Below are 25,676 nucleotides of genomic sequence, written 5' to 3' on the forward strand. Positions count from 1 at the left end.
AAAATCCGGTCGCCTTGCACACTGATGGTACCGTGACCCTCCTAGATTGTTATCGCGACGCGGCGCACCTTTCCTTGAGATGCGACGCAAGCTCATCGATGGAGACATGATTCTGTTCGCCGGAATCCATGTCCCGCACCGTTACCAGGCCCCCGCCCCTTTCCTGCTGGCCATAGATAAGCGCGAAGCTTGCCCGCCTTTCGGCCGCCCACTTCAACTGCTTGGCCAGCTTCCGGCTTGACCCGAGATAGACCTCAGTCCGCAAGCCCGCATTCCGGAGCCTGCCCGCGAAATCCATGACGTCCGGGGATGAATCCTCATCCATAATCGTGACCGCGACATCGATTCGCGAGCCTTTCTCCCCATGGGAATGGAGCAGCCCGATAATTCGCTCCACGCCCAGCGAACCACCGCAGGCGGGAACCTCTTGAAGATAAGTTTGTCGCCCTCGTCGCCGTATTTCCCCGTGAGCGTCTCCAACCGCTCAAACGCCGGAGTCTGCAACGGCTCGAACCCATACCGCTCGAATACCTCACGGATCACCGAGAACACGTGATCCCGCACCCTCAGATCTCTCGCCAGGAAATCCCGCGTGCCAGAGGGAGGCTCAAACTGCTGCACCGCCATAACAGACTCCTCTGCCTGAGCCTTAACGGAACGAAACGACCTGAACCAGCCCAACCCGCTACATTTAGGCGTCCATTCGCGATACCGCCGCCTAAAGGTTCAGCCGTTCACTACCGGTGTGATGCTACCGGTCCACCCCTATTGCCGTTGCGCACCTCACGGTCGTGTGCCCCACAACAACCCCTGCATTGAGAAGTTTCTATCCTGAAGGTGCTGGTCAGGGGCCTGGTATGGGTGGGGTTGGCGGTGCTCGTGCTGGTCGGGGTGGGTTGTCTGCCGTCTTGATCGTCTGCCGGGGGTGGTGCCGGTCACGGCGGGTAGTGGGTCGTGGTGGGGGCGGGGTTTTCGGTTCGGGTGTTGCGGGATAAGTCGGGCGCTGGTGGCTGCGGTCCGGTCGGATAATGCGGTCCGGGAGGGCTGCGGTGGCGTGTTTCTGCTGCCCGGGTGGGGTTCCCGCCGGGGTGTCGGGGTAGTCGGGTTCGGACGCTATGTCAATCTGGCGGTCACGGGCCGTGACCGGCGGGGGGTGTTCAGCGGGTGATCTCGTGGTTGACGAGGACCTGCAGGGCGCGCAGGAGCTGAGTGCCGTGGGCGGTGTCCATGCGGAGCTTGGTGAGATCCGCCAGTTCTTGAGGTCGGCGAAGCCATGTTCGTTGGCGGCGCGTTCGGCGCTGATGAGCTGGTTGACCTGCTTCTGGGCGGTGGTGAGGGGCTTGTTCCGGGCGGCTTTGAACCCGGTGATGATGACCGGGTCGTCGCCGTCGCCGTCGTCCAGGCCGATGAAGGCGCGGTCGGCCAGGGCGCCGAGGCCCGCGTCGCGCAGACGGGCGCAGATGTTGTTGTGGCGGGCGGTGGTGATCTCGCCGGACTTCCCGGGCCGGGCCGCGGAGATCCATACGAGGTTGCCGTGGTCGTCGGTGACGGCGAGGAACAGCAGCCCGTGCGATTTGTGTTTCCCTGAGTAGTTCTTCCGGTTGTCTTTGCCGGTGCGGCGGCGGGTGCGGACCAGGGTGCCGTCCAGCAGCACGACGTCCCCTCCGGCTGCCGTGATCTTCTTGAGTGCGCGGTCCAGGCGGGGTGCCCGCTGGGCGAGGAGGGCGATGACCTCCAGGACCCACCGGCGGATGGTGGAGGCCGACACGTCGTTGCCGCCGGCCAGGTCGGCGAGGCGGTGGTCGTGCCGCAGGAACGCCAGCACCACGACCGCGATCCTGCCGGGCGGGAGTTTCCGCCACGGGGAGCGAATCTTCTTCAGGTGGCCGCGCAGGTCCGCGACCATTCGGGTGGTTTTCCGGGAAACAGGCAGCGCGCACTGGTAGACAATCGGGGAGTCCTCGGCGGGCGTTTTGGTCTTCACAACTCCGAAAAGCCCGCCGAGGCCGTCGTGTCTCGGTCCCCGGCGGGCAGCCGCTCGCGCCTCGCGCCGGTTACGGCATCAGCGCGAAGGATCCGTTCTTCCCGGCCCGCAGCCAGCCCCGCTCGACCAGGCGGTTCAGCTTGGTCCGCACCCCTTCGACCGTCGACTTGTCCTCGCCCAGCCCGGCCGCGACGCTCACCTCCGCACACCGCACCGGCCCGCCCGCCGCGGTGACGACCTCCAGGAGCAGCTGGTAGGAGGCGGGCAGCTCAGCGGGCCCGGCGGCCGCGTCCCGGCGGTGCGGGACGAAGAGGAAAGTCAGCAGACAGGCTGCGAGTGGGTGCCGGATGCCGGTGATCGCGCTCTGGATTCGTCGCCGCGGCTGTCGCGACCGCTGGTGGCCATGGCGCCCACCGGCGGTCGTACGGCCGGGCACCGGCGGTTCCTGCGTTGGCGTGGGTGGTATCGGGTGGTGGGTGGGCTGGTCGGTGAGAGGCAAGGAGGGGCCTGGCATGGTCTGCTTCCAGGGGTACGAGAGGGTGCGGCTGAGCCGGGTGGGGGCTGGCCTTGTCGCCGCACCCCCACCCGTCGGCGGGCCTACGGCGTCGCCAGCGCCTCGGTGGGAGAGAGGCGGGAGGCGCGGATGGCCGGGTAGAGGCCGGCCAGGGCACCGATGGCGATGGTGGCGGCGATGCTGCCGAGCATCGCCCAGGGCGGTACGACCGTGGGCCAGCCCTGGTAGAGGGCGTAGCCCGCGGTGACACCCGCGCCCAGCAGCGCGCCGGCCACGCCGCCCAGGGCGGACAGCAGCAGCGACTCGGCCAGGAACTGGGAGCGGATCTGGCCGCGGGTGGCGCCCAGGGAGCGGCGCAGGCCGATCTCCGAGCGGCGCTCCAGCACCGAGATGACCATGGTGTTGGCCACCCCCACCCCGCCGACCAGCAGCGCCACCGCACCCAGGCCCAGCAGCAGGCCGGTGAACGCCTTGCCGGCCGCCTGCTTGGCGGCCAGCGCGTCGGAGGGGCGGGAGACCTTGACCTCACTGGGGGATTCGGGGTTGGCGGTGGCGCCCAGCACCCCCTGGACCGATTCCACGGCGCTGTCCTCGCTACGGGTGAAGATGGTCGTCGGGTGCCCGTCGAAGCCCAGCTGCGTCTTGGCCGCCGGCCAGCCGATCAGCGCCGCGGAGTCCAGCTCGGCGGCCAGCGGCGTCTTCTCCAAGATGCCGATGACCGTGAACCAGCGGCCACCGATCAGCACCCGGGTGTCCGGCGTCGGGTGGCCGATGCCGAGGCGTTCAGCCGCGGTGGGGCCCAGCACGGTCGCCGGGTAGGTGGCGGTGGCGGCGTTGAGCCAGGTGCCGCTGCGCAGCTTCGCGCCGGTGCCTGGATCACCATCACGCTCACATGGTGGCTCACCACGTCGTGCAGCTCCCGGGCGATCCTCGCCTGTTCCTAGGCCACGGCGGCCCGGGTGGCCGCCTCCTGGCCGTACCGCAACGCCTCGGCGCGTTCGGCGGCGGCGGTGGCGCGCGCCCGGGTGGCCCTGATCGTGGTGCCGAACAGGGCGATCGGCGTGAGGATCGCGAACGCGCCGGCCCAGCCGGGTATCGGCGGGGTGACCTCGGAGAAGCTGAGCGCGGCAACGGTGGCGGCGGCCAGCAGGACGCCGATGGACACCAGCGGTCGCCGTCCCCCGGCGGCCAGCGAGTACGCGCCGATCAGCAACGCGAGGAAGGTGGCCCAGGTGCCGGCCCCCGCCACCGCCAGGCTGGCCAGGAACTGCACCGTGAAGACGATCAGCGGCGACCTGCGCCGCCACGCCAGCGGCAGAGTGACCAGCAGGCTCCACGCCGCGACGCCGACCGGGTCCTGACCGGACCCGCCCGGCTGCTGGACCGGCGGCCGGGACCTGGGTCCGGAGGGCTCGCCGAGGTAGGGCGTGGCAGCCGTCGCGTCCTGGCCGTGGCGCAGGGTGAGCCAGAGGGTCAGGGCACTGAGCAGCAGCGCCACGGCCAGGTCCGGCCACGGCGGCCGGACGGCCTCCAGTCGGCGGCGCAGGTGCCCGTGCATGCCTTCATTCTGGGGCGTCGCCTGGTGGCGTGGCGTCAACCTCACCGCCTACATCTCGAGGATGACTCCGTGGTCACGTCCGCCGCGAGATCAGACCTGCGGCCGACGCCCGCCCGCGAGCGGCGGATCTAGCGTCGTCGGCCTACGAAAGGGGCGAAATCATGGCCGGACTGGTACGGCTGGCGGCCGCGAGCAAGACCTACGAGCCGGCGAGCCCGCCCGCGCTCGACGGAGTCAGCATCGAGGTCGGCGCGGGTGAGGCGGTGGCGGTCATGGGGCCGTCGGGCAGCGGGAAGTCGACCCTGCTCAACCTGATCGCGGGGCTGGACCGGCCGACGGCGGGCACGGTTGAGGTCGCCGGGGTGAACCTCGGCGACCTCTCGGAACGGCGGCTGGCGATGTTCCGCCGCGCCCGCATCGGCATCGTCTTCCAGTTCTTTCACCTGCTCGACGAGCTGACCGTACGGGACAACGTGCTGTTACCCGCCCAGCTCGCCGGGACCCCGACCCGGTCGGCTCGAGCCCGCGCCGCCGAGTTGCTGGAGGCGCTGGGCATCGCCGAGCGGGCCGCCGCGTACCCGGCCCGGCTTTCCGGCGGGGAACGCCAGTGGGTGGCCATCGCCCGGGCGCTGGTCAACCGGCCGGACCTGCTGCTGGCCGACGAGCCCACCGGCGCGGTCGACGCCCGTACCGGCGCGCAGGTCACCGAGATGCTGCGCGATCTCGGCCGGAGCGGCCAGACCCTGCTCCTGGTCACCCATGATCGGGCGTTGGCGGAAAGATGCGCCACCAGGGTCATCGAACTGTCCGACGGGCGTGTCGCCGGAGCAGGATCATGAGGGCCTGGGCGACGATGACGCGGGCCGTGATCACCCGCCGGCGGCTGGCGAGCCTGGTGGTCGGGGTCGTGGTGTCGCTGTCGTCGGCGACCGTGGTGCTCGCGGCCGGGCTGCTGGTGGCGTCCGACGCGCCCTTCGACCGCGCGTTCACCCGCCAGGCGGGAGCGCACGTGTCGGCCGTCTTCGATCCTGGCCGGGCGAGCGCGGCAGAGCTGGCGGCCACGGCCCACCGGCCGGGAGTCACCGCCGTCGCGGGACCCTTCGACGCGGTCGCCGTCGAGCTCGCGGCCGGGGAGATCAAGCTGGGTACGGCACGGGTGGTCGGCCGCTCAGACCAGGGCGGACCCGTGGACCGGATCGTCCTTGACGCCGGTAGCTGGCTCACCGGCCCTGGTCAGATCGTGCTCGCCCGCGACCTGGCCGGCGGGCCACGCGGGATGGAGTACGGCTCCGTCACCCCCGGGATCCCCGGATCCCCCAAGCTGCGGGTCGTGGGCATCGCCGACTCGATCACCGACACCGCCGACGCCTGGGTCTGGCCGACCGAGGACGGGGTGCTCCACGCCCCTGGCGCCATGACGAGCAGGCGGATGTTGTATCGGTTCGCGGCGGCCGGTGACGAGGCGGCCGTGCACGGGAGCCTCGCCGCCGCGACGGCCGCCCTGCCCGGCGACGCCGTGATCGGCGTGTCCACCTACCTGACCGGCAAGATGGCCGTGGACAGGACGACCAGGACGGTGCTTCCCTTCGTGGTCGCCTTCGCCGCGCTCGGGCTGGTGGTGTCGGTGCTCATCGTGGCCAATGTGGTCAGCGGCGCGGTGGTCGCGGGCTACCGTTCGATCGGGGTACTCAAGGCCCTCGGATACACCCCCGGACAGGTTGTCGCGGTCTATGCCGGGCAGGTCCTCGGGTCCGCCGGGCCCGGCGAGGTGGTCGCCGGTTCCCGCCTCCTGGACGTCACCGGACGCGCGGTCGGCGACACGCTCACCGTCACCGGTGAACTGGGCGCCCGCCAGGTCCGCGTCGTCGGCGAGACCTTCGACAACACCCACGACGGCCTGGCCCTCATCGGCGACCTCGCCACGCTGTCCCAGCTGTCCACGCAGACCACACCGGACCGCTTCGACATCGCCCTGAGCCAGGCCACCGCCCCCGGCCCTTACCTGCGATCACTCAACGACGCGCTCGCTCCGCATCGAGCGATCGCGGAACGGCGGCGAGACCAGGACACCGCGATCATCCTCATGCACAGCCTGATCACGACTCTGACCATCCTGCTGTCGGCCGTGGCGATCCTGGGCGTCTTCAACACCGTGGTCCTCAACACCCGTGAGCGGCTCCATTCGATCGGCGTGCTCAAATCGATCGGCATGACCCCACGCCAGATCCAGACGATGGTCATCACCTCGATGGCCGGCATCGGCCTCCTCGCCGGCTTCCTCGCGACCCCCCTCGGGTACAGGTTCCACCACGCCATCATCCCCTTGATGGCTCAAGCTGCCGGTACCCGCATCCCGGTCAGCCTCCTGGAGGTCTACGCACCGGCACAACTGGCGGCCCTCGCGGGCACCGGCATCCTGCTCGCCCTCCTCGGCGCCCTGATACCGGCGAGCTGCTCTGCCCGCACCCGCGTCTCCACGGCGCTCCGCGCGGAGTAAAGCTCAGTCCAGGGCTTTCTTCAGGAAGTCCAGCTGCAGGTGGAGCAGGTTCTCGGCGACGACTTCCTGCGGGGTCATGTGGGTGACCCCGGACAGCGGGAGCACGCTGTGCGGGCGTCCGGCCGCCAGCAGCGCGGAGGAGAGCCGGAGCGTGTGCGCGGCCACCACGTTGTCGTCGGCCAGGCCGTGGATGATCAGCAGCGGGCGCTGGAGCTTCTCCGCGTCGGCCAGGAGGGACGAGCGCTCGTAGTGGCCTTCGGCCGGGTCGCCCAGGTAGCGCTCGGTGTAGGCGGTGTCGTACAGGCGCCAGTCGGTGACCGGGGCGCCCGCGATGGCGGCGTGGAAGACGTCGGGGCGGCGGATCACCGCGAGCGCGGCCAGCCAGCCGCCGAAGGACCAGCCGCGGATGGCCACCCTGGTCAGGTCCAGGTCGGGGTGGGGCATCGACTGGAGGGCGTCCACCTGGTCGTCCAGGGTGATGGTGAAGTCGTGCAGGACCTCGCGCTCCCAGGCGGGAGAGCGGCCGGGGGTGCCGCGGCCGTCGGTGACGATGACGGCGAAGCCCTGCTCGGCCCACCACTGGGACTCCAGGTAGGGGCGGCTGGCGGCGATGACCCGCTGGGCGTGCGGGCCGCCGTAGGGGTCCATCAGGACCGGGAGCTTCGCCGCGCCCTCCACGTGCCAGGAGGGCAGCAGGACCGCTGTGGACAGGCCGCGCGAACCCGCCCTGACCAGGGAGATCCGCAGGTCGAGGCCGGGGCGTTCGGCCGCCGAGCGGATCGGCAGGACCGCGCCGTCGGCGCGGATCGCCCGGACCGAGGTGCCTTCCGAGGTGAGCGTCTGACCGGCCACGACGGTGACCCCGCCTTGCCGGCGGCCGGAGTAGGCGCCCGCCTCGGTGACGACCGGGGTGAGCGTTCCGTGGGCGTATGTCCAGAGCATGATCTCGGTGGGTTCTCCGCTGGCGCGGAACAGCACGGTGTCGCCGTCGATATCGAGGACCTCGCGGACCTGCAGCGAGGGCGGCGTCACCGGGCGGTCGCCGATGATCAGGCGGCGGCCGCCGTCGGAGTCGGCCACCCAGACCAGGCTGCCGTCGGGCAGGTGGCCCGGCACGCCGGGGATGGCATCCACCCAGGCCGGATCGGTGTCCTCGCGGACCAGCGTGCTCACGCCGGTGGCCGGATCGATCTTGAGCAGCCGCACGCTGCGCTGGTCCCGGGAGAGCGTCACCAGGGCCATGCCGTGCGCGTCCCAGAGGGCTGTGACCAGGTATTCCTGCTCGAAGGGCACTTCGACTCTGGAGCCGCCCAGGTTGTACACATACAGCCGTACGTCCGCGTTCGGGGTGCCCGCCGCCGGATAGGCGACGACGTTCGGTTCGCGGTCGGGGTCGGCGGGGTCGGCGATGTGCCAGCGCTGGACAGGAGCCTCGTCCACCCGGGCCACCAGCAGCGCGTCGTTGTCAGGCGACCACCAGTAGCCGCGCAGGCGCATCAGTTCCTCGGCCGCGACGAACTCGGCCAGGCCGTAGGTGACACCCTCCTCCTCGGCCACCTCGACGTCCTCGCCGGATTCCACGTGATGGACCCGGAGCGCGCCGCCGGTCACGTACGCCACCCGCTCCCCGTCCGGGGACAGCCGGGGATCGATGACCGAACCAGGGGTGGCCAGGGCCCGTACCGCCCCTGACTCCCACAGGAACAGGTTGCCGGACAGGGCGAACACGATCCGGCGGGCGGTGGCGTCGGTCGCGTAGGCGACCACGCCGCCCGCCGACTCGCGGGCGCGCTCGCGGCGGGCGCGCTCTTCGGCGGGCAGGTTCTCCTCGGCGGCGCCGAGGGTCAGCGGGTCCACCAGCAGGCGCTCCGTGCCGGAGGCCAGGTCGAGTTCCCACAGGCAGGTGACCGCGTCCACACCGGAGTTGCTGCGCAGGAAGAGCACCCGGTCGGGGGCGATCGTGAAGTTGCGCGGCACCCCGAGGGTGAACCGCCGGGTACGGGCATGCAGTCGCGGGAAGCTCTCACTCATAGCTCTTCATAGTGCCAGTTAGGCTCGGGGCATGATTGATCGGCGATTGCTGCTGGTGCACGCGCATCCCGACGACGAGACCATCGGCACCGGCGCGACGATGGCCAAATACGCGGCGGAAGGCGCGCAGGTCACGCTCGTGACCTGCACGCTGGGCGAGGAGGGCGAGATCATCCCGCCCGAGCTGGCAGACCTGGGCGCCGAGCTGGGGCCCTACCGGATCGGGGAGCTGGACGCCGCCTGCGCGGCCCTGGGCGTGACCGATCATCGGTTCCTGGGCGGGGCCGGCCGCTGGCGGGACTCCGGCATGATGGGCGTGGCCAGTAACAAGGACCCGCGCTGCTTCTGGCGGGCCGACGTGGATGAGGCCGCGGCCGCGCTGGTGGAGGTCATCAAGGAGGTACGGCCTCAGGTGATCGTCACGTACGACAGGATCGGCTTCTACGGGCACCCTGATCACATCAAGGCCAATCGGGTCGCCTGGCGTGCTTTCCAGATGGTTCAGGACACGCCTTTGGAAGTCGCGAAGTTCTATCACACGGCCGTGGCCAAATCCGTGATGAAGCGGGCCACTGAGGACATGTCCGAGGTGGCCTTCCAGGCGGCGGAGTCCGTTCTCGGAGTCGCCGACGACGAGATCACCACCGAGATCGACGCCCGGCCCTATCTGGCGGCCAAGTTCGCGGCGTTGCGGGCGCATGCCACCCAGGTTTCGGTGCATGAGCCCTGGTTCGCGCTGTCCAACAACATCGGGCAGGAGGCGTACGGGGTTGAGCACTACATCCTGTGGAGTGGCGTGCGCGGTCCCGCCGGGGTGGGCGCGCCGGTCGAGGCGGGTGGCATCGGCGAGCCCTATGACCGTGAGGTCTGCCTGTTCGCGGGGATCGGCCATCAATGAGAAAGTCGTGATCTGGACGGCCGCCACGATGCGTCGCCTGGTCGGCGGCGATGCGGTTGTCTATGGGACGGGTTTCTCGTTGATAATCTCGGCCGCATGATGGGTACGGCCGCGCCCGAGGTCACCGAGGGGTCCGAGATTCAGGCCGGCTTCGGGGCGGCGATCTCCGGGGCCGCGTATGGGACGCTGGCCGTGCTCGGGGTGGTGCTCGGGGTGCTGGGCGGGTTCTCGCATTCCTGGGAGGTGCTGGGGGTGCCCGCCGCCGCGATCGGGTGGCTGGTGATCTTGTTTGCGGTGCCGTACGGCATGGGTCGGTTGATGCGGACCCGGATGGCGGCGGTGATTCCGGCGGTGGGCTGGATGGCCATGGTGTTCGTGTTCGCCGGGAGGCGTCCGGAAGGCGATCTGACCATCGCGGCGAACGTAGCGGGATATGTCTACCTTTATGGTGGCTCGGTGGCCGTGCTGGTCGCGATCCTGTTGATCCCTTCGACGGGGGGCTCCTGGTTGCTGCGGCAAAATGTCCGAATAAAGTGACCTTTGTGCAAGTAGACAGGGATCTTTACCGGAAGGTCGTCGGTCGTTATGCCAGCGGCATCGCGATCGTCACCACCGTGGACCAAGGCGTGGATCACGCGATGACGGTCAACTCCTTCACATCCGTCTCCTTGGATCCCCTTCTCGCGCTCTTCTGCGCCGAAAAGATCGCCAGATTCCATGATTCAGTGCTGAAATCCGGCGTCTGGGGCGTCTCGGTACTCCCCGAAGACGCCGAGGAAACCTCCCGCATCTTCGCCCACCGCGGCCGCCCCCTCCAAGACCAACTCGCCAACCACCCCCACCACCGCGGCTTCCTCGGCGTCCCCCTCCTGGACACCGCCATCGCCACCCTCGAATGCCGCACCACCGGCACCCACGACGGCGGCGACCACACCATCATCGTCGGCACAGTCGAACACGTCGGCACCCCCCGCGACGGCGAGCCCCTCCTCTACCACGAGGGCCGCTACCGCCGCTTATAGGCCCCTGCCTGCCGAAACCTCGCCTCCGCTGGTGAGCCCTGCCTAGCCGGAATCTCACCTCCCCTTGTGAGACCCTGCTTGCTATGTGGTACCGGATCCGCCGCATCATCAACTGGATAAACCTGTCCACACCGGCCGGCCTCCTCATCGCCAGGATCGGCGGTGCCCACACCCGAAAAGGCGAGTTCGGCCTGGTATACGCCCACGGCTACCGCATCCCGTTCCCCATCGCCAACGCGTTCACCGTCGGAAACGTGGTCCTCACCAAATACCCAGACGGTTTCCTCCAGGGCAGACTCCTAGCCCACGAATCCCGCCACGCCTCCCAGTACGCAGCCTGCATCGGCCTCCCAATGCTGATCCTCTACCCGCTCTCACTGGTCATCTCGGTCGCCATCTGCGGCGACATCGCCTCCTGGAACGTCTTCGAGCGCATGGCCAACCTGGAAGACGGAGGCTACCGCCGCCATCCCCCACGCTGGAGACGGATATCTCCACATTAAGGATTGCCCGTCCACGGGGTGCTCATCCTTATGCTGGTGCGGTGGTGAGCTCAAGGGCTGAGGGCCTACGTGATGCGATGGTGGACCGGCTCCTGAGCTGGGGCGGGGTGACCAGCCGCGCTGTGGAGCAGGCGCTCCGCACGGTGCCGCGCCACATGTTCGTTCCCGATGTGCCGCTAGAAGACGCTTACGGCCCGGAGTCCGTGATCACGCACCGAGACGCGTCCGGAGTACCGATCAGCTCAGCCACGGGACCGGGCGGCATCGCGATGATGCTCGAGCAGCTCGGCCTGGAACCAGGCATGCGGGTGCTGGAGGTCGGGGCGGGAACCGGCTACAACGCCGCCTGCCTCGCCGAACTGGTCGGACCTACCGGACATGTCACCACCGTCGACATCGACGCGGAAGTCACTCGCGAGGCACGCGACCACCTGAACACCGCCGGATACAACAGGATCGAGGTCGTCTGCGGCGACGGCGTCGCTGGGTACGCCGCGAACGCCCCCTACGCCAGGATCATCGTCACCGCCGGAGCATGGGACATCCCGCCCGCGTGGCGAGAACAGTTGGCCGGCGGCGGCAGGCTCGTGGTCCCGTTGCGGATGCGCGGAGTCACCCGCACGGTGGCGTTCCGCGCCGACGATGACGGCTGGATGAGCGAGTCGATCGCGGAGCTGGGCTTCATGCCTATCCGCGGCAACTACGGGGTAGCCGAACAAAACCTCAACCTCGGCCCTGGCTCGGGGGTATGGCTGCGAATCGATGACGGGCAGAGCGTCGACCCGGATTCGCTCGCCGAAGCGCTCCGACAGCCGCCAGAGGTGAACTGGTCGACGACCGTGGTCCCGCTCAAGCCGTTCGACCATCTCGACCTGTGGCTGGCGGGCGCTCCAGGCACGTCGGTGTGCAGGGTTCTGGTCGAGGCGAAAGCGGTGACGGCTGGCCTGGTCGAGCCCATCTACCCGTGGGGCAGCATGGGCGTATACACCTCGACGTCCTTCGCTTACCTGATCCGCCGCCCCGCGGAGGCTGGCGAAGGACAGGAGATGTGCGAAATCGGAGTGTGTGCCTACGGACCGGACCGGTTGTGGCTCGCCGAGCGCGCCGCCGCGCAGGTGCAGGCGTGGGGCCGGGCGCAACAGGCGGGCACCGCCGTACACATCGAGGTACGGCCACACGAAGCCGCCGCTTTCCCGGGGGCTTTGCTGACCGCCGACAAAACCCGCGACCGGGTCTTCGTCATCGCGGGATGAAGCGGCCCGGTTCAGCTGAGCAGCAGCGCGGTGTCCCAACGCACCCGGTCCGGTAACTCGGGCGGCAAGCCGGCGTGATCGGCGAGGGCCAGGGCGATACCCGCGGCACCGTACAGGTATCCAGGGCCCTCCGGTGCCGCACGGCTCACCTGGGCTGCGGTGACCGTTCGCACCTCCGGGGATGTCCCTGGGCAGGCGGTCAGAAACTGCAGGACGCCCGCGTAGCCGTGGCAGATGGCCGGTCCGATGACGTCCCATGTGTCAGGCCGACGGGTGAACGTTGCCACGGCCTTCTCGGCCACCGCTCGTACGGCCGTCGAGCCAAGCGCATCGCCCGCCTGCGCGAGAGCCCGGGTGACGCCAACCACGCCGTAGCACCACGCATCCCTGCGGCCCACGCGGGGTTGCGAACGATTGGCCACCAACTCCGCGCCGGTGACGTATGGCGGCCAGGAGCAGGTTGCGGCGTCCTGCCATCGGATCAGCCATTCAGCCCCCTTCTGGATCGCTTTGTCCTGCCCCAGGACGGTATGCCCGCTAAGGGCTGCCGTGGACAGGAAGGAAAGGGGACCGGCGATGCCGTGCGCCATACCGGTCTCGGCGACACCAGACGCCGGTACGACCGAGCCGTTGGGATGGATTCGCGCGTCCATCCACCAGCCAGGCTGGGAGCCGCGCCCGCCATTGTTGATCATGTCGGAGAGCGCGGTCAGCGCGTCGGTCAGTCCAGGTCCAGCTTCCTGGTGCCCGTTGACGAGAGCGGCGAGAAGCACCCGTCCGGTTCCGGCGAGCCCGCTGATCGCGTCGTACTGTGCCCAGCCAGGTGAGCGGCCCGCCGCTGTGCTTTCGCGCAGAGACGCAGCAACGCCGGCAGCGTGGTCGGACAACCAGCGAACCGCGCGCCGCACGGCGTGACGACGCCTGCTCGGGTCGATGAGGTAGGCCTCGCCCAAAATGATCGAGGTCGCCAGACCGCCCGGTGCTCCGTGTATCCCGGGATGGGTGGCGAGGTGGCCCCGCGCGCGTTGCGCGTCGGCGTCCCAGTGCGCATGCGCGGCGGACTCGAAGAGCGGATCAACGGCGGACAGCCGGGCGTGCAGCAGCGCCGATCCCGCCAGCCCCTGGAGGGACGCCGCAGGCAGATGAGAGTCGGCCATGACGACCGACTCGGGGTTGAGGAGGCTCTCCGCGATCTCAAGGGCTCGGTGGGCACTGGGGTGCATGCCGGTCACTCCGCCAGGAACGAGGCCGGGCCGCCCAGGTGCAGTAGATCCGCAGCGAGCGCCCTGACGGTCGCCTCCGTGCGCGGATCACTCCCAAGCATACGGTTGACGTGCATGTGGATCAGCGATGAGACGCAAGCCACCCGTCGGGACGGCGCCAATCTGCTCGCATACACGGCGAGGGCATCATCGAGGTGTTGCCTCTGCGCCCGGGCATCGGTTGCCGTCGCAGCGGAACGGGCTCGGGACCTGAGCGAGTCGAACGTGCGGCGGGTGGCCCGGTCGAGATGCCGACCGTTCATAGCCGCGGGATTACCGCCCACTACCCGCCTGATCATGGACGCTGCCACAAGGGCGGCATTGACTATCCGCTGCGCCCGGTCCGTGGTTGTGACGAGCCCCGCCAGGACGAGACGGGAGTCGGCGATGAAGACGTCCTCGGCTGCGGTCATCGCCTGCGGACTACCTCCGTAACGTTCGATTTCCTGCTCGTATGTAGTGATCGTGAGGCCCCCCGCGAGCCGTTCCGTGACCATCTGGCCGACCGTCCCTGAGACGGCCGGGAGGACGCTGCGACCCAGCTCCGCCGCGGAGCCGCGAACGCGGAGCCGCAGATGAGGCCCTTCCTTGTCGTGGTATCGCAGCCAGAACCACCCGAACCCGAAGGGGTCGATTACGGCGGCGAGTTCTCCGATGACGTCGTCCTGCCAGTGCGAAGCGGAGCGAACCGTCAAGGAGAGCCACGAACTGCCCGGCGGATACACGCCGACACCGGATGCCCGAGCGGCACTGGCGGGAACGTGGCTGGCGCGGGCGTTCCCTTGGTCAGCTGCTAGCAGCGGAACCACCAGTTCCAAGGCGTGCCTTCCGGTGCCGCTGTGGACAACGGCCCGGACCGCGTCCGGGCCACCCGGTTGCTCGGCGAGCGCGGTGACCCCGCGGGCGACATGCCGGCGAAGCAGTGCACGGTCGTCATCCCGGCGCAGATCCAACGGCAGTGTCTGGTCCGCGGCATCGAGGACGACGACATCGGGGACCGGTGGAATTGTGCCTGCCCGCCACTCCGTCAGCGCCTGCCCCCATTCGGCTTCGGAGGTGCCAGGGGCGATGATCGTTTGAGGTAGCCGCCATCGGGCGGGGCTGAGCACAGTCGTCCCGTAGGCGACGCGAGGCTGGAATGGGGCGTGCGCTAGTGGTCCCCAGTCCCAGGCGTGTACGGGACGGGACGGATGCTGACCGAGCGCCAGGAGGAGCCGGGCGAGTGGGGGCAGTAGATGGGGTGACAGGCGTGAATAGAGCACAGGGATGAACCGCTGTCGCCGAGCCGACGACCAGACCAGGAGTTGCTTACCGTCGGACACCAGGCCGAGCTCATCCACCGTCAGATCACCTGGTCGCGCGGCCACGCCGAGAGGGATCCGCGCCTGGGCGTTCCCGGTCTCCGGGGCGAGGCCGCCTGCGGCGGCGGAGACCGGCTGCACGACCAATTCGGCCACAATCGCCGGGGCGGTACCGTTGGGCCAGGCCAACGCCGGAAGGATCGGAGTGAAGCGGCCCAGTGACGATCCCGCCTGCTGAGTCACCCCGTACGGACCGACGGCCAGGCGCAAGCGGCCCGCAGCGAGATCTGCCCGGGAATCGGCGAACACCCTCACGTAGATCTCCGCTGAGCGCGGCGGAGCACCGCGATCCGCTGGAGCTGCCATAGCTGCGATCACAGCATCGTGCAAGCGCACCTCGACATCGCCTCGCCGTGCCGCGCCCATCAGTAGATCTATGAGCGCGGCTGTGGCCTCCGGTGTTTCCGGCGCTGCTGCTGTCCCGACGTCGCTGCCCAGACCGAGAACGGGGTCGGCGACGTCCAGGAGCGGTACGACGCGGCCCTTGCCGTAACGGTCCAGGAACCGGTCGTGGTACTGGGCGACCGGGTCCACGGTGCGGCTGACGCGCCATAGCACCCCAGCCGCTTCCGCCGCGCGCGACATCAGATCCCCGGGGACGAGCAGATCGGTGTCCGCGACGACATCGACCGTCCAGGGCCGGTCACATTCGTGGATCTTGTCAGCGATGTTTCTCGCGGCGGCCATCAAGTCCCGCCGGTTGGGATCGCCCGGCGTGAGCTCATCCGCATGGGCCAACAGAGATCGAAGCTCAGTCAGATCACCACGAAATCGATGATCATCCGGTAGCTTACCCAGCACATGAGCAAGAGGATCGGCCGCCAACTGGGCCGGAAGCAGATCATGCAGCACGAACCCGTGCCTGACCAACTCGCTGAGCGTCCCGTGTACCACCGACCTCGCGACGGTCGGCCACCTGGCGAGAACCGCTTCGAGGGCTTCACCGTACTTGGCGCCCGTCCGGCACAGATCCATGATCAGCTTTGTCGGCGCCGTCGCTTTCACCGTGACCCGCCGCGGCCCTGACTCACCTTCCTCGCTGGGGCGCTCGACCTCCCACCGGCTGCCGCGTAACACGGCGAGGCCGTTGGCGGACAGTCGAAGACGGTCCCAGACTCCGGCATCTGGGAGAATCTGTGCCGCCAAGGAATACAGCCAGGTCGGACTCGGTCGGCTGAAGGCGCGATGGGCGTCGCCCATGACGAACGATGGACGTTCGCACGGCCCGGCGGCGATCATGGCGATCGACACCCCGGCGAACACCCCCTGGGGCGTGGGACGTGACCGCGCACGCAGTTCGTACCCTCGCACGGTCAGCGCGGCCCGGCCAAGCGGCGCGCGGATCGCCTCGGCCAGGATCGCGTCGGCCTGACGAGTCGCCAGGCCGATCCCCTCCTCAACCACCGGGTGGGCACCGGCTCCCTCGGGGATCAGGTCGCCGGTGCCGTCCGGTAACAGCGGGGTGCGTACAAGAACCGGCTCTTGCGGAAGAAAGGTCTTCCTTGTCATCGGGAATCCGAAACTGACGATTCAGCAGTTGGCACCGACACAACTGGCCGTGCAGGTGTCGTTCGTGCAGTCCGCGGAGCGATTGGCCCCACCCGACCCCGGACCCATGGCCTCGATGCGAACATCGAGCTCGAAGAGATCAGCGACCGGATCGGTGGTACCGAAGGTGTCACTCGCAGCCATTCCTGGTCCTCCCTGATTGCCTCGGCTTCCACAGCCGACCCGCTGTTGCCGACGATCCTGTTCGCGGGGCGGCGTGCTCCCCGCCGATACAACCGGGCGGACTCCGGCGTGCCATCCCCCATGCTGGAGGTGCACGCAGCGTTCACCCCCAAATTGGGGGACCCCAAATCCGCCCCCAGCCGTTACGTTCGATCTGAGCCCCTCACGCCGGAAGGAGCCTGAGATGCCCGCGGCCCAGTCCTTCGGGTCCATCCAGGACTTCTCGCGCCGGATGCGTAGTGAGGGCGCCCCGATCGACCAGATCGCGGCCGCCCTCATCGAGACGTACGCCCTCACCCCGCTGGCGGCCTACCGGCACGCTCACGGGTTATCTCAGGCACAAGCCGCCGCCAAACTGAACGCCCGCTTTTCCAACATCACCTGCCGGACCGCGAAGACCGTCTCCTACTGGGAGAACTGGCCCGGCCCGGGAGCCTCCCGCTCCCCTTCCGCCCGGCCCCCGTCCCTGGTGGACCTGCAACAGCTGGCCAAGCTGTACGGCTGCCTGGTCGACGACCTCCTAACCGGCCCTCGATCACGCCACCACCGGCCACACCTGAGCGTGCCCTATTCCGTTCTGACCGACCTGCTGGCCGCCCTACCCGCTGGTCCGCACAATAGAGACGTCGACAGCGAACCTGTGGTAACGCTTCGCGCCGGCATCGGCGAAGGGAACCTGATTTTGGAACTGAACCGGCGTGACTTCGCCACCCTCCTAGCCAGTGGAGGACTGGCCGCGCTGCTGCCCGCCTCCCTCATTCCCCCGGCCGCCGCCGACAGCAGCCCCGCCGCCACCTTCCGCGCCACGCTCGCCGCGCATCAGGCCGGCCACCACTTGATGAGCCCGGCCCAGCACATCCACGCGCTCCAAGACGTGCTCGCCGATATCGACACCAAGATCGCCGTGGCACGGCCCTCCGCCCAGACCGAACTGCGGCTGGCCAAAGCCGAATTCGCCGAGCACATCAGCTGGCTGTACCGCGAGCACGGCCGCCTGGACGCCTGCCGACGCTGGGCCGACCACGCCACCAGCTGGGCCATCAGCAGCGGCAACACCGACATGGCCGCCTACATGATGCTCCGCAACGCCTCCGTCGCCCTCGACTCAGGCCACCACCGCGCCGCCGGCGACCTGGCCGCGCAAGCCCGCGCACTCTGGCCTCTCCCGCCCGCGCTGGACGCCGTCGCCCACCTCTACCAAGCCCGTGCCCACGCTGCCACCGGCATCATCGACCTCGCCCGCCTGGACGACGCCGACGAACTCCTCGCCGCCCCTACCTCTCCCGACTACCCGGCCTTCTTGCGCTTCTACGACAGCGGCTGGGCAGACCTCCAGCGTGCCACCTGTTACACCACCGGCGGGCAGCCCGAAAAAGCCATCACCATCCTCAACGCCCGCATCACGGCTCTCCCCACCACCTTCCACCGCGACCGCGCCCTGCACCACACGCGCATCGGCACCGCCTACGCCGCCATCAACGCGCCCGACGCAGCCGCCATCGCTGCCATCGCCGGCCTCGATGAAGCCCGCCGCGCCGGATCGCAGCATGTCGTCGACGAACTGCGCTCCCTGCACGTGCTGCTCACCAACCGCTGGCCCGCCCAGCCCAAGGTCCGCGAGTTCAAGGACGCCTTCGCCGCCGCCTGACGGCCGAGATCATTAGAGAGTCTCAGCGCGACTTGCCGTGCCAGCTGTCCCAGAGTGCGGCGTAGGCGCCCTTCGCGGCGACCAGTTCGTGGTGGGAGCCCAGCTCGCTGATCAGGCCGTCCTCGACCACGGCCACCCGGTCGGCGTCGTGGGCGGTGTAAAGCCGGTGGGCGATGGCGATCACGGTCCGGCCGTCCAGTACGGCGGCCAGCGAGCGTTCCAGGTTGCGGGCGGCGCGCGGGTCGATGAGGGAGGTGGCCTCGTCCAGGACCAGCGTGTGCGGGTCGGCCAGGACCAGCCGGGCCAGCGCCAGCTGCTGGGCGTGTGCCGGGGAGACGGCCGCGCCGCCGGAGCCGACCACGGTGTCCAGGCCCATGGCCGAGACCCACTCCCAGGCGTCCACCGCCTCCAGCACCCGGCGCACCTCCTCGTCGGTGGCGTCGGGGCGGGCGATCAGCACGTTGTCCCGCAGGGTGCCCCGGAACACGTGGTGCTCCTGGGTGACCAGGGCGACGTGGCCGCGCAGCTCGTCCAGCGGCAGCTCCACCAGGGGAGCGCCGCCCACGGTGACCGCGCCGGTGCGCGGGGGGTGGATCCCGGCCAGCAGGCGGCCCAGGGTGGATTTGCCAGCGCCGGACGGACCGACCATTGCCAGGCGTTCGCCGGGCCTGATGTCCAGGTCGATGCCGTGCAGGACGTCGTGGCCGTCGCGGTAGGCGTACCGGACGCCGGTGGCGCGCAGGTCCTCACCGTCGGCCTGGACGCCGGTGGCGACGCGGTCGTCGCTGACGTTGGCCACGCCGAGCAGGCGGGCCATGGACGCGCCGCCGACCTGGAGCTCGTCGATCCAGGAGAGCAGCCGGTCGAGCGGGTCGATGAGCTGCTGGATGTAGAGGATGGCGGTGGTGGTCTGGGCGATCGTCACCCAGCCCTCGATGTAGAGGAGGCCGCCGACCAGGGCGGTGGCGACGATGGGGATCACGTAGCCGAGTTCCACAGCGGGGAACCAGACCATGCGCAGGCCCAGGGTGTAACGTTCGGCCGCGAACGAGCGGGCGATGTCGGTGTCGGTCCTGGCCCGGCGGCGTTCGCGCAGGCCCAGGGCCTCCACCGTGCGGGCGCCCTCCACGGTCTCGGCCAGGCCCTCGGTCATGTCGGCGTAGGCGGCGTTCTCGCGGAGGTAGCCGTCCCTGGCACGCTTCAGGTACCACCGCGTGGAGATCCACAGCAGCGGTACGGCGACCAGCGAGGGCAGCGACAGCAGGGGCGCGACGATCAGCAGGCCGCCCAGCATGAAGACACCGGTGACGACCGCGATCAGGGTCTCCGGCACGGCCTGCCTGACCGTGCGGGACAGCGCGTCCACGTCCCGGGAGGTACGGGTGATGAGGTCGCCGGAGCCCGCCCGCTCGACGGTGGACAGCGGCAGCGCGAGCACCTGGTCGACGAACTCCTCGCGGAGCTCGGCCAGGACCCGCTCGCCCAGGGCGGAGGAGGCGTACACGGCGAATCTGGTCAGCACCGCCTGGGCGATCATGAAACCGGCGAAGGCCAGGACCAGTGTGTCCAGCTCGATGGAGGTGCCCTCGGAGACCGCCTGGACCAGGTTGCCGAGCACCACGGGACCGGCCAGGCCGGAGATCGCGGCCAGCACGTGCAGGCCCAGCGCCCCGCCCAGCTGCCGGGGGTATTTCAGGGTCAGCCGCCGCGCGTAGGCGCGCACCTGCGCCCGGTCCGCGACGGGCAGGATCTGGCGCGCCATCAGTCCTCCCCTCGGGTGACGGTCGATCGGTAGCCGGGGTCGGCCTGGAGCAGCTCCCGGTGGGTGCCCTCGGACCTGACCTGGCCGTCGGCCACGTAGAGCACGAGGTCGGCCCGGTCCAGGACCAGCGGGCTGGTGGTGCACACCAGCGTGGTGCGGCCCGCCCTGGCCTTGCCCAGACGTTCGGCGATCCTGGCCTCGGTGTGCGCGTCCACCGCGCTGGTGGGCTCGACCAGGATCAGGATCTCCGGGTCGGCCAGCAGCGCCCGGACCAGCCGGAGCCGCTGCTGCTGGCCGCCGGAGAACTCCCGGCCCGCCTCGGCGATCTCGGTGTCCAGGCCGTCGGGCAGGGCCTCGACGATGTCCAGCGCGCACGCGGTGTGCAGGGCCCTGGCGAGGTCGTCGTCGCGGGCGGCGCCGCGCACGTCGAGCTCGTCGCGGAGGCGTCCGGAGAAGAGTTTGGCGGCGTTGTCGGCGACCAGGACACGTCCGCGCAGCGCGGCGAAGTCGAGATCGGCGACCGGCATGCCGTCCAGGGTGACGTCGCCGGGGGTGTAGTGGCCGAGCCGGTCGGCGATGGCGATGGCGTCCTCGGCGTCGGCGGCGGCCAGCGCGATCAGCAGGCCGGGCCGGACGACCACGCCGGACTCCCGGTCGGCCAGCGGCCCGTCCGGGACGGCGAGCGCGCCGCCGGTGATCTCCGGGTCCAGGTTCAGGATCCGGCAGACCCGGCGGGCGGCCACATGGCCTTTGGTCAGCTTGTCGGCGGCCTCGGTGAGGGTGCGCAGCGGGGCGATCAGGAAGACCGCGTAGCCGTAGAAGGCGACCAGGTCACCGCCGCTGATCTGGCCGTCGAGGGCGAAGCGCGCGCCCAGCCAGGTGACGGCGGCCACCAGCAGGCCGGGGAGCAGGATCTGCATGCCCTCCAGCAGCGATTCCATCGAGGCGACCCGGACGCCGGCCTGGCGGGTTCGCTGGGACTCCTCCCGATATCGGTCGGCGAAGACCTGCTCGCCGCCGATGCCGCGCAGCACGCGCAGGCCGACCACGATGTCCGCGGCTCGGGTGGCCATGTCGCCGTACAGGTCGCGCTGGCGTTGCTGGCGGTGGTGCAGGGGTTTCAGCAGCGGGGCCACGGCGGCGACCATGACCGGCACGCCGATCAGCACCATCAGGCCGAGCGGCAGCGAGCTGGACAGCAGGATCACGGTCACCACGGCGATGGCCACCAGCGCGCCGCTGCCGCGCAGCATGATGTCCAGGGCGTTGCCGATGGAGGCGATGTCGGAGTTGCCGACGCTGACCACCTCGCCGGTGGACAGGCGTTTGGGCAGGGTCGCGCCCAGCCGGGTGGCCTGGCGGCCGGTGACCTGGACGGTGCGGTAGGCGGCGCTCAGCCAGGTGATCACCGCGAACCGGTGGCGCAGCACACCCGAGACCGCCTGCACCCCGCCGAGCCCGAGCAGCACGACCGACCAGCGCACCAGGGCGCCACTGTCCTTGGCCGTGAAGGCGTTGACGGCCGCGCCGATCACGTACGGCACCAGCGCCTGCCCGAGCCACCAGAGGATCGCGAAACCGATGCCGATGACCAGCGGCCGCCACTGGGTACGCATGGTCCACCACAGGTACCGGGACGGGCTGCGGGTGTCTGGAGTGCCGGGATCGGGCACGGGTAAGGCGCGCATGACCCCCAAAGACTCGCAAGTCCGCAGGTCAATCAGCAAATGATTTTCCCGTCGTGGCGCGGATTCGCACAGATCTTGCACCGTCAACCAGGGTTGACATATCCCCATATGTCAACCTACATTGACATACATGAATGAGACAGCGCAGCTGGCCAGTGACGCCAGCAGCAGAGATCCGGCCGTGGGGCTGCGGGCCGTTCGCGCCCTGCGGATCCTGGTCGACCGCCTGGAGGCGCTCCAGGTGGAGAACGCCCGGGACCAGGGCTGGTCCTGGCAGGACATCGCGGTGCTCCTGGACGTGAGCAGGCAGGCCGTGCACAAGAAGTACGCCGGGGGCCGCGGCCTGTTGAGACGGGAGAAGTGATGTTCGAACGATTCACCCCGGAGGCCCACCAGGTGGTCGTCCAGGCCCAGGTGGAGGCCCGGCGGCTGGGGCACCGCTTCATCGGCACCGAGCACGTGCTGCTCGCCCTGCTGGCCGACCCGGAGTCACCCCCCGCGATAGCCCTGCGGGGCATCGATCACGCCGAGGCCGAGGCCGCCATCAGGGCCTGGATCCAGCGGCCCTCCGGCGAGGAGCTGGACGCCGACCTGCTCGGCACGCTCGGCATCGACCTGGACGCGGTCCGGGAGAAGATCGAGGCCAGCTTCGGCCCCGGCTCGCTCGACCGCGCGCCATACCGGACCAGGCGCGGCGCGCTGGTCAGCGGGCGGCACCTGTCCTGGTCGGCGAAGGCCAAGAAGGCCCTGGAGCTCTCGCTCCGGGAGGCTCTCGCGCTCAAGAGCAAGGAGATCAACACGACGCACATGCTGCTCGGCCTGATCCGGGAGGGCAGCGGCCTGGCCATGCAGATCCTCGTCGAACGCGGCCTCAACCCGAGCGCGATCGCGGAGACCTTGCGCGCCAGGCCCGCTTAACCAGAAACCCGTCCCATAGTCAGCCGCATAGCGCCGACCAGGCGACTCACTGCCGCGGTAATTACTAACGAGACGCCTTCAGGAAGTCCGCGTTCATCCGGGCGATGACGTCCAGCGAGATGCCCTTCGGGCAGACCGCCGTGCACTCCCCGGTGTTGGTGCACCCGCCGAATCCTTCCAGGTCCATCTGCTCGACCATGGCCTTGGCCCGAGACGCGCGCTCGGGCCGGCCCTGCGGCAGCGACCCCAGATGGGTGATCTTGGCGCCGGTGAACAGCGACGCGGAGCCGTTCGGGCAGGCCGCCACGCAGGCGCCGCACCCGATGCAGGTCGCCGCGTCGAACGCGTCGTCCGCGTCGTCCTTCGGCACCGGTACGGCATGCGCGTCCGGCGCCGCCCCCGCCGGAACCGACACGAATCCCCCGGCCTGAATGATCCGGTCGAACGCCGACCGGTCGACCACCAGATCCTTGATCACCGGGAACGGCGCGGCCCGCCAGGGTTCGATGGTGACGACGTCACCATCCTTAAGGTCGCCGTCCTTGAAGTGGCGCATGTGCAGCTGGCAGGTGGTGGTGGCCTTCTGCTCGCCGTGCGCGACCCCGTTGATCACCATGCCGCACATGCCGCAGATGCCCTCGCGACAATCGTGATCGAACGCCACCGGATCGTCCCCGGCCAGGATCAGCCCCTCGTTGAGCACATCCAGCATCTCCAGGAACGACATATCCGGCGACACACCTTTGACGTGATATTTCACCATCTCGCCGGGTTCGTCGGGGCTGTGCTGGCGCCAGATCTTGAGGGTGAGGTTCACTTGTAGCTCCGCTGGCTCATCGTGACGTACTCGTACGCCAAGTCCTCCCGGTGCAGCACCGGGCCTTCCAGGGTGTGCTCCCAAGCCGCGACATAAGCGAAATGTTCGTCGTCACGGAGGGCCTCCCCGTCGGCGTCCTGGGATTCGGCCCGGAAGTGGCCGCCGCAGGATTCGGTGCGGTGCAGCGCGTCCAGGCACATCAGCTCAGCCAGGTCGAAGAAATCGGCCACCCGCCCGGCCCGCTCCAGCGCCTGGTTGAGCTCCTCGTTCGTACCGGAGACCTTGACGTTCCGCCAGAACTCCTCCCGCAGCTCTGGAATGCGCTCCAAAGCCTTGGTCAGCGACGCCTCCGTGCGTTCCATCCCGCAGTAATCCCACATGAGCTTGCCCAGCTCGCGATGGTAGGAGTCAGCGGTCCTGTCCCCGTCCACCGACAGCAGCCGGTGGATCCGATCCCGCACCGCGATCTCGGCCTCCGCCACGCTGACCTCGTTCACCGGCCCGAAGTCGCGCGCGTCGGCCAGGTAGTCGCCGATCGTCGCGGGCAGCACGAAGTAGCCGTCGGCCAGGCCCTGCATCAGCGCGGACGCGCCCAGCCGGTTCGCCCCATGGTCGGAGAAGTTTGCCTCCCCGACGACGAACAGGCCGGGGACGGTGGACTGCAGGTCGTAGTCGACCCACAGGCCGCCCATCGTGTAGTGGACGGCGGGGTAGATGCGCATCGGCTGGGCGTACGGATCCTCGCCGGTGATGCGTTCGTACATCTCGAAGAGGTTGCCGTACTTCTCCTCGACGGCCTCGCGCCCGAGGCGGGTGATGGCGTCGGCGAAGTCCAGGTAGACGCCGAGCCCGCCGGGCCCGACGCCGCGGCCCTCGTCGCAGACGTTCTTGGCGGCGCGGGAGGCGATGTCCCGGGGAACCAGGTTCCCGAAAGCCGGATATATCCGCTCAAGGTAGTAATCGCGCTCGTCGTCGGGGATCGCGGCGGGCGGGCGCGTGTCGCCCTTCCGCAGCGGCACCCAGACGCGGCCGTCGTTGCGCAGCGACTCCGACATCAGCGTGAGTTTGGACTGGTATTCGCCGGAGACCGGGATGCAGGTCGGGTGGATCTGGGTGTAGCAGGGGTTGGCGAACAGGGCGCCCTTGCGGTGGGCGCGCCAGATCGCGGTGGTGTTGCAGCCCTTGGCGTTGGTGGACAGGAAGAACACGTTGCCGTACCCGCCGGTGGCCAGGACGACGGCGTCGGCCAGGTGGCTCTCGATCTCGCCGGTGACCATGTCGCGGACCACGACGCCGCGGGCCCGGCCGTCGCTGACGATGAGCTCCAGCATCTCGTGCCGGGCGTGCATGGTGACCGTCCCGGCGGCGATCTGGCGCTCCAGCGCCTGGTACGCGCCGAGCAACAGCTGCTGCCCCGTCTGCCCCCGGGCATAGAACGTACGGGAAACCTGGGCGCCACCGAACGACCGGGTGTCCAGCAGGCCGCCGTACTCGCGGGCGAACGGCACGCCCTGCGCCACCGCCTGGTCGATGATGTTCACGCTGACCTGCGCCAGCCGGTAGACGTTGGACTCCCGAGCCCGGAAGTCGCCGCCCTTCACGGTGTCGTAGAACAGCCGGTAGATCGAGTCGCCGTCGCCCCGGTAGTTCTTGGCCGCGTTGATGCCGCCCTGCGCCGCGATCGAGTGCGCCCGCCGGGGCGAGTCCTGGTAGCAGAACGCGGTGACCTGGTAGCCCAGCTCCCCGAGGGTGGCCGCCGCCGAACCCCCGGCCAGGCCGGTGCCAACCACGATCACGCTGAGCTTGCGCTTGTTGGCGGGGTTGACCAGCCGCGCCGCGAACTTACGCTTCTCCCAACGCTCCTCGATCGGCCCTTCAGGGGCCTTGGTGTCGCGAATCGGCTCGCCTTCGCGATAGTTCACCGAGACCTCCGGAGGAAGCCCGGTCCTTCAGGACCGGGAGAAATTCGGACCCCGCTGGGGGCGGCCCGGCGAAGCCAGGACAGCCGTGGGCGCCAAGCGCACATCAAAGTTTGTCGGTCCTTCCCGATAGGTTGCTGACCATGTCGAGGTCGCAGGCGGGGTCGAGGTCGCAGGCGGGGGATGCCGGGCACGCTCGGTACACCTACCGGTTGCGTGTGTCCCAGGCCGCGCTTGCCGCGCTGGAAGCCGAGTGGGCGCGCTGCCGGTGGGTCTGGAACGAGTCCGTCGCCAAGTCCAAGCAGGTCTA

Annotated in this window: 23 protein-coding genes; 10 read left to right on the forward strand and 13 right to left on the reverse strand. The window is 69.5% G+C overall.

Annotation, left to right across the window (positions count from 1 at the left end; genetic code table 11):
* Nucleotides 1-49: 49 nt before the first annotated feature.
* From ABGB08_RS33015 to ABGB08_RS33040, 6 genes are all read right to left on the reverse strand, one after another.
* Nucleotides 50-397, reverse strand: coding sequence for a His/Gly/Thr/Pro-type tRNA ligase C-terminal domain-containing protein (locus ABGB08_RS33015; RefSeq protein WP_347598304.1), 348 nt, complete (start codon nucleotides 395-397; stop codon nucleotides 50-52).
* Nucleotides 398-844: 447 nt separating this feature from the next.
* Nucleotides 845-1,984: a transposase family protein gene (locus tag ABGB08_RS33020; RefSeq protein ID WP_347598307.1), complete on the reverse strand. Its 1,140-nt coding sequence runs from the start codon at nucleotides 1,982-1,984 to the stop codon at nucleotides 845-847.
* Nucleotides 1,985-2,054: 70 nt separating this feature from the next.
* Entirely contained in the window at nucleotides 2,055-2,420 is a 366-nt protein-coding gene (locus ABGB08_RS33025) for a hypothetical protein (RefSeq protein WP_347598310.1), read from the reverse strand.
* 161 nt (nucleotides 2,421-2,581) lie between these two features.
* Nucleotides 2,582-3,304, reverse strand: a complete 723-nt coding sequence (locus tag ABGB08_RS33030) for an ABC transporter permease (RefSeq protein ID WP_347598313.1) — start codon at nucleotides 3,302-3,304, stop codon at nucleotides 2,582-2,584.
* Nucleotides 3,238-3,405: a hypothetical protein gene (locus tag ABGB08_RS33035; protein WP_347598316.1), complete on the reverse strand. Its 168-nt coding sequence runs from the start codon at nucleotides 3,403-3,405 to the stop codon at nucleotides 3,238-3,240. Before ABGB08_RS33035 ends, ABGB08_RS33030 begins: the two co-directional genes overlap by 67 nt.
* Nucleotides 3,406-3,438: 33 nt before the next feature.
* On the reverse strand, nucleotides 3,439-4,056 hold the full coding sequence (locus ABGB08_RS33040; RefSeq protein ID WP_347598319.1) for a hypothetical protein: 618 nt from the start codon (nucleotides 4,054-4,056) through the stop codon (nucleotides 3,439-3,441).
* A gap of 161 nt (nucleotides 4,057-4,217) precedes the next feature.
* Between ABGB08_RS33040 and ABGB08_RS33045 the strand changes: the two genes are divergently transcribed.
* The gene (locus ABGB08_RS33045) at nucleotides 4,218-4,895 is read left to right on the forward strand and encodes an ABC transporter ATP-binding protein (protein WP_347598322.1); all 678 of its coding nucleotides are present in this window, start codon (nucleotides 4,218-4,220) and stop codon (nucleotides 4,893-4,895) included.
* Nucleotides 4,892-6,553 (forward strand): FtsX-like permease family protein, encoded by a 1,662-nt coding sequence (locus ABGB08_RS33050; protein WP_347598325.1) that lies wholly within the window; start codon nucleotides 4,892-4,894, stop codon nucleotides 6,551-6,553. The genes ABGB08_RS33045 and ABGB08_RS33050 overlap by 4 nt, the downstream gene beginning before the upstream one ends.
* 3 nt (nucleotides 6,554-6,556) lie before the next feature.
* Here ABGB08_RS33050 and ABGB08_RS33055 read toward each other — a convergent pair whose 3' ends face one another.
* Nucleotides 6,557-8,584 (reverse strand): prolyl oligopeptidase family serine peptidase, encoded by a 2,028-nt coding sequence (locus tag ABGB08_RS33055; RefSeq protein WP_347598328.1) that lies wholly within the window; start codon nucleotides 8,582-8,584, stop codon nucleotides 6,557-6,559.
* A 31-nt stretch (nucleotides 8,585-8,615) separates the two neighbouring features.
* On the opposite strand from ABGB08_RS33055, the gene mshB reads away from it, so the two are divergent.
* The 5 genes from mshB (at nucleotide 8,616) to fxlM (ending at nucleotide 12,260) form a co-directional block, all read left to right on the forward strand.
* A complete protein-coding gene (gene mshB / locus ABGB08_RS33060; protein WP_347598331.1) occupies nucleotides 8,616-9,482 on the forward strand; it encodes an N-acetyl-1-D-myo-inositol-2-amino-2-deoxy-alpha-D-glucopyranoside deacetylase in 867 nt (288 codons plus the stop codon).
* A 96-nt stretch (nucleotides 9,483-9,578) separates the two neighbouring features.
* Nucleotides 9,579-10,019: a DUF6113 family protein gene (locus ABGB08_RS33065; protein WP_347598334.1), complete on the forward strand. Its 441-nt coding sequence runs from the start codon at nucleotides 9,579-9,581 to the stop codon at nucleotides 10,017-10,019.
* Between the two features lie 5 nt (nucleotides 10,020-10,024).
* Complete coding sequence (locus ABGB08_RS33070; protein WP_347598337.1) at nucleotides 10,025-10,504, forward strand: flavin reductase family protein; 480 nt, start codon at nucleotides 10,025-10,027, stop codon at nucleotides 10,502-10,504.
* Between the two features lie 83 nt (nucleotides 10,505-10,587).
* Nucleotides 10,588-11,007, forward strand: coding sequence for a hypothetical protein (locus ABGB08_RS33075; RefSeq protein WP_347598340.1), 420 nt, complete (start codon nucleotides 10,588-10,590; stop codon nucleotides 11,005-11,007).
* Nucleotides 11,008-11,048: 41 nt separating this feature from the next.
* Complete coding sequence (gene fxlM, locus ABGB08_RS33080) at nucleotides 11,049-12,260, forward strand: methyltransferase, FxLD system (protein WP_347598343.1); 1,212 nt, start codon at nucleotides 11,049-11,051, stop codon at nucleotides 12,258-12,260.
* An 11-nt stretch (nucleotides 12,261-12,271) separates the two neighbouring features.
* Here fxlM and ABGB08_RS33085 read toward each other — a convergent pair whose 3' ends face one another.
* Both ABGB08_RS33085 and ABGB08_RS33090 read right to left on the reverse strand, forming a co-directional pair.
* The gene (locus ABGB08_RS33085) at nucleotides 12,272-13,483 is read right to left on the reverse strand and encodes a lanthionine synthetase LanC family protein (RefSeq protein ID WP_347598346.1); all 1,212 of its coding nucleotides are present in this window, start codon (nucleotides 13,481-13,483) and stop codon (nucleotides 12,272-12,274) included.
* Between the two features lie 5 nt (nucleotides 13,484-13,488).
* Nucleotides 13,489-16,392 carry a lantibiotic dehydratase gene (locus ABGB08_RS33090; protein WP_347598349.1) on the reverse strand — a complete coding sequence of 968 codons (2,904 nt, stop codon included), beginning with the start codon at nucleotides 16,390-16,392 and terminating at the stop codon, nucleotides 13,489-13,491.
* A 406-nt stretch (nucleotides 16,393-16,798) separates the two neighbouring features.
* Here ABGB08_RS33090 and ABGB08_RS33095 point away from each other — a divergent pair, with 406 nt between their 5' ends.
* The gene (locus tag ABGB08_RS33095; RefSeq protein ID WP_347598352.1) at nucleotides 16,799-18,262 is read left to right on the forward strand and encodes a helix-turn-helix transcriptional regulator; all 1,464 of its coding nucleotides are present in this window, start codon (nucleotides 16,799-16,801) and stop codon (nucleotides 18,260-18,262) included.
* Nucleotides 18,263-18,284: 22 nt separating this feature from the next.
* Here the strand turns inward: ABGB08_RS33095 and ABGB08_RS33100 are convergent, their stop codons facing one another.
* Both ABGB08_RS33100 and ABGB08_RS33105 read right to left on the reverse strand, forming a co-directional pair.
* On the reverse strand, nucleotides 18,285-20,024 hold the full coding sequence (locus tag ABGB08_RS33100) for an ABC transporter ATP-binding protein (RefSeq protein WP_347598355.1): 1,740 nt from the start codon (nucleotides 20,022-20,024) through the stop codon (nucleotides 18,285-18,287).
* Complete coding sequence (locus tag ABGB08_RS33105) at nucleotides 20,024-21,712, reverse strand: ABC transporter ATP-binding protein (protein WP_347598358.1); 1,689 nt, start codon at nucleotides 21,710-21,712, stop codon at nucleotides 20,024-20,026. The genes ABGB08_RS33100 and ABGB08_RS33105 overlap by 1 nt, the downstream gene beginning before the upstream one ends.
* Before the next feature lie 130 nt (nucleotides 21,713-21,842).
* Here ABGB08_RS33105 and ABGB08_RS33110 point away from each other — a divergent pair, with 130 nt between their 5' ends.
* Complete coding sequence (locus ABGB08_RS33110) at nucleotides 21,843-22,076, forward strand: RNA polymerase subunit sigma-70 (protein ID WP_155347118.1); 234 nt, start codon at nucleotides 21,843-21,845, stop codon at nucleotides 22,074-22,076.
* Nucleotides 22,076-22,630 (forward strand): Clp protease N-terminal domain-containing protein, encoded by a 555-nt coding sequence (locus ABGB08_RS33115; protein WP_347598362.1) that lies wholly within the window; start codon nucleotides 22,076-22,078, stop codon nucleotides 22,628-22,630. Before ABGB08_RS33110 ends, ABGB08_RS33115 begins: the two co-directional genes overlap by 1 nt.
* Before the next feature lie 64 nt (nucleotides 22,631-22,694).
* Here ABGB08_RS33115 and ABGB08_RS33120 read toward each other — a convergent pair whose 3' ends face one another.
* Entirely contained in the window at nucleotides 22,695-23,447 is a 753-nt protein-coding gene (locus ABGB08_RS33120; RefSeq protein ID WP_347598365.1) for a succinate dehydrogenase/fumarate reductase iron-sulfur subunit, read from the reverse strand.
* Nucleotides 23,444-25,369: a fumarate reductase/succinate dehydrogenase flavoprotein subunit gene (locus tag ABGB08_RS33125; protein ID WP_347598368.1), complete on the reverse strand. Its 1,926-nt coding sequence runs from the start codon at nucleotides 25,367-25,369 to the stop codon at nucleotides 23,444-23,446. The genes ABGB08_RS33120 and ABGB08_RS33125 overlap by 4 nt, the downstream gene beginning before the upstream one ends.
* Nucleotides 25,370-25,676 lie beyond the last annotated feature (307 nt).

Origin of the sequence: Acrocarpospora sp. B8E8, from assembly GCF_039871605.1 — a bacterium.
In the GTDB taxonomy this organism is placed as follows: domain Bacteria; phylum Actinomycetota; class Actinomycetes; order Streptosporangiales; family Streptosporangiaceae; genus Acrocarpospora; species Acrocarpospora macrocephala.

Coding starts and splice junctions, on each gene's coding strand:
- ABGB08_RS33040 (WP_347598319.1), bottom strand. CDS start 4,056: ATGCACGGGCACCTGCGCCGCCGACTGGAGGCCGTCCGGCCGCCGTGG.
- ABGB08_RS33045 (WP_347598322.1), top strand. CDS start 4,218: ATGGCCGGACTGGTACGGCTGGCGGCCGCGAGCAAGACCTACGAGCCG.
- ABGB08_RS33050 (WP_347598325.1), top strand. CDS start 4,892: ATGAGGGCCTGGGCGACGATGACGCGGGCCGTGATCACCCGCCGGCGG.
- ABGB08_RS33055 (WP_347598328.1), bottom strand. CDS start 8,584: ATGAGTGAGAGCTTCCCGCGACTGCATGCCCGTACCCGGCGGTTCACC.
- mshB (WP_347598331.1), top strand. CDS start 8,616: ATGATTGATCGGCGATTGCTGCTGGTGCACGCGCATCCCGACGACGAG.
- ABGB08_RS33065 (WP_347598334.1), top strand. CDS start 9,579: ATGATGGGTACGGCCGCGCCCGAGGTCACCGAGGGGTCCGAGATTCAG.
- ABGB08_RS33075 (WP_347598340.1), top strand. CDS start 10,588: ATGTGGTACCGGATCCGCCGCATCATCAACTGGATAAACCTGTCCACA.
- ABGB08_RS33085 (WP_347598346.1), bottom strand. CDS start 13,483: ATGCACCCCAGTGCCCACCGAGCCCTTGAGATCGCGGAGAGCCTCCTC.
- ABGB08_RS33090 (WP_347598349.1), bottom strand. CDS start 16,392: ATGACAAGGAAGACCTTTCTTCCGCAAGAGCCGGTTCTTGTACGCACC.
- ABGB08_RS33095 (WP_347598352.1), top strand. CDS start 16,799: ATGCCCGCGGCCCAGTCCTTCGGGTCCATCCAGGACTTCTCGCGCCGG.
- ABGB08_RS33100 (WP_347598355.1), bottom strand. CDS start 20,024: ATGGCGCGCCAGATCCTGCCCGTCGCGGACCGGGCGCAGGTGCGCGCC.
- ABGB08_RS33105 (WP_347598358.1), bottom strand. CDS start 21,712: ATGCGCGCCTTACCCGTGCCCGATCCCGGCACTCCAGACACCCGCAGC.
- ABGB08_RS33110 (WP_155347118.1), top strand. CDS start 21,843: ATGAATGAGACAGCGCAGCTGGCCAGTGACGCCAGCAGCAGAGATCCG.
- ABGB08_RS33115 (WP_347598362.1), top strand. CDS start 22,076: ATGTTCGAACGATTCACCCCGGAGGCCCACCAGGTGGTCGTCCAGGCC.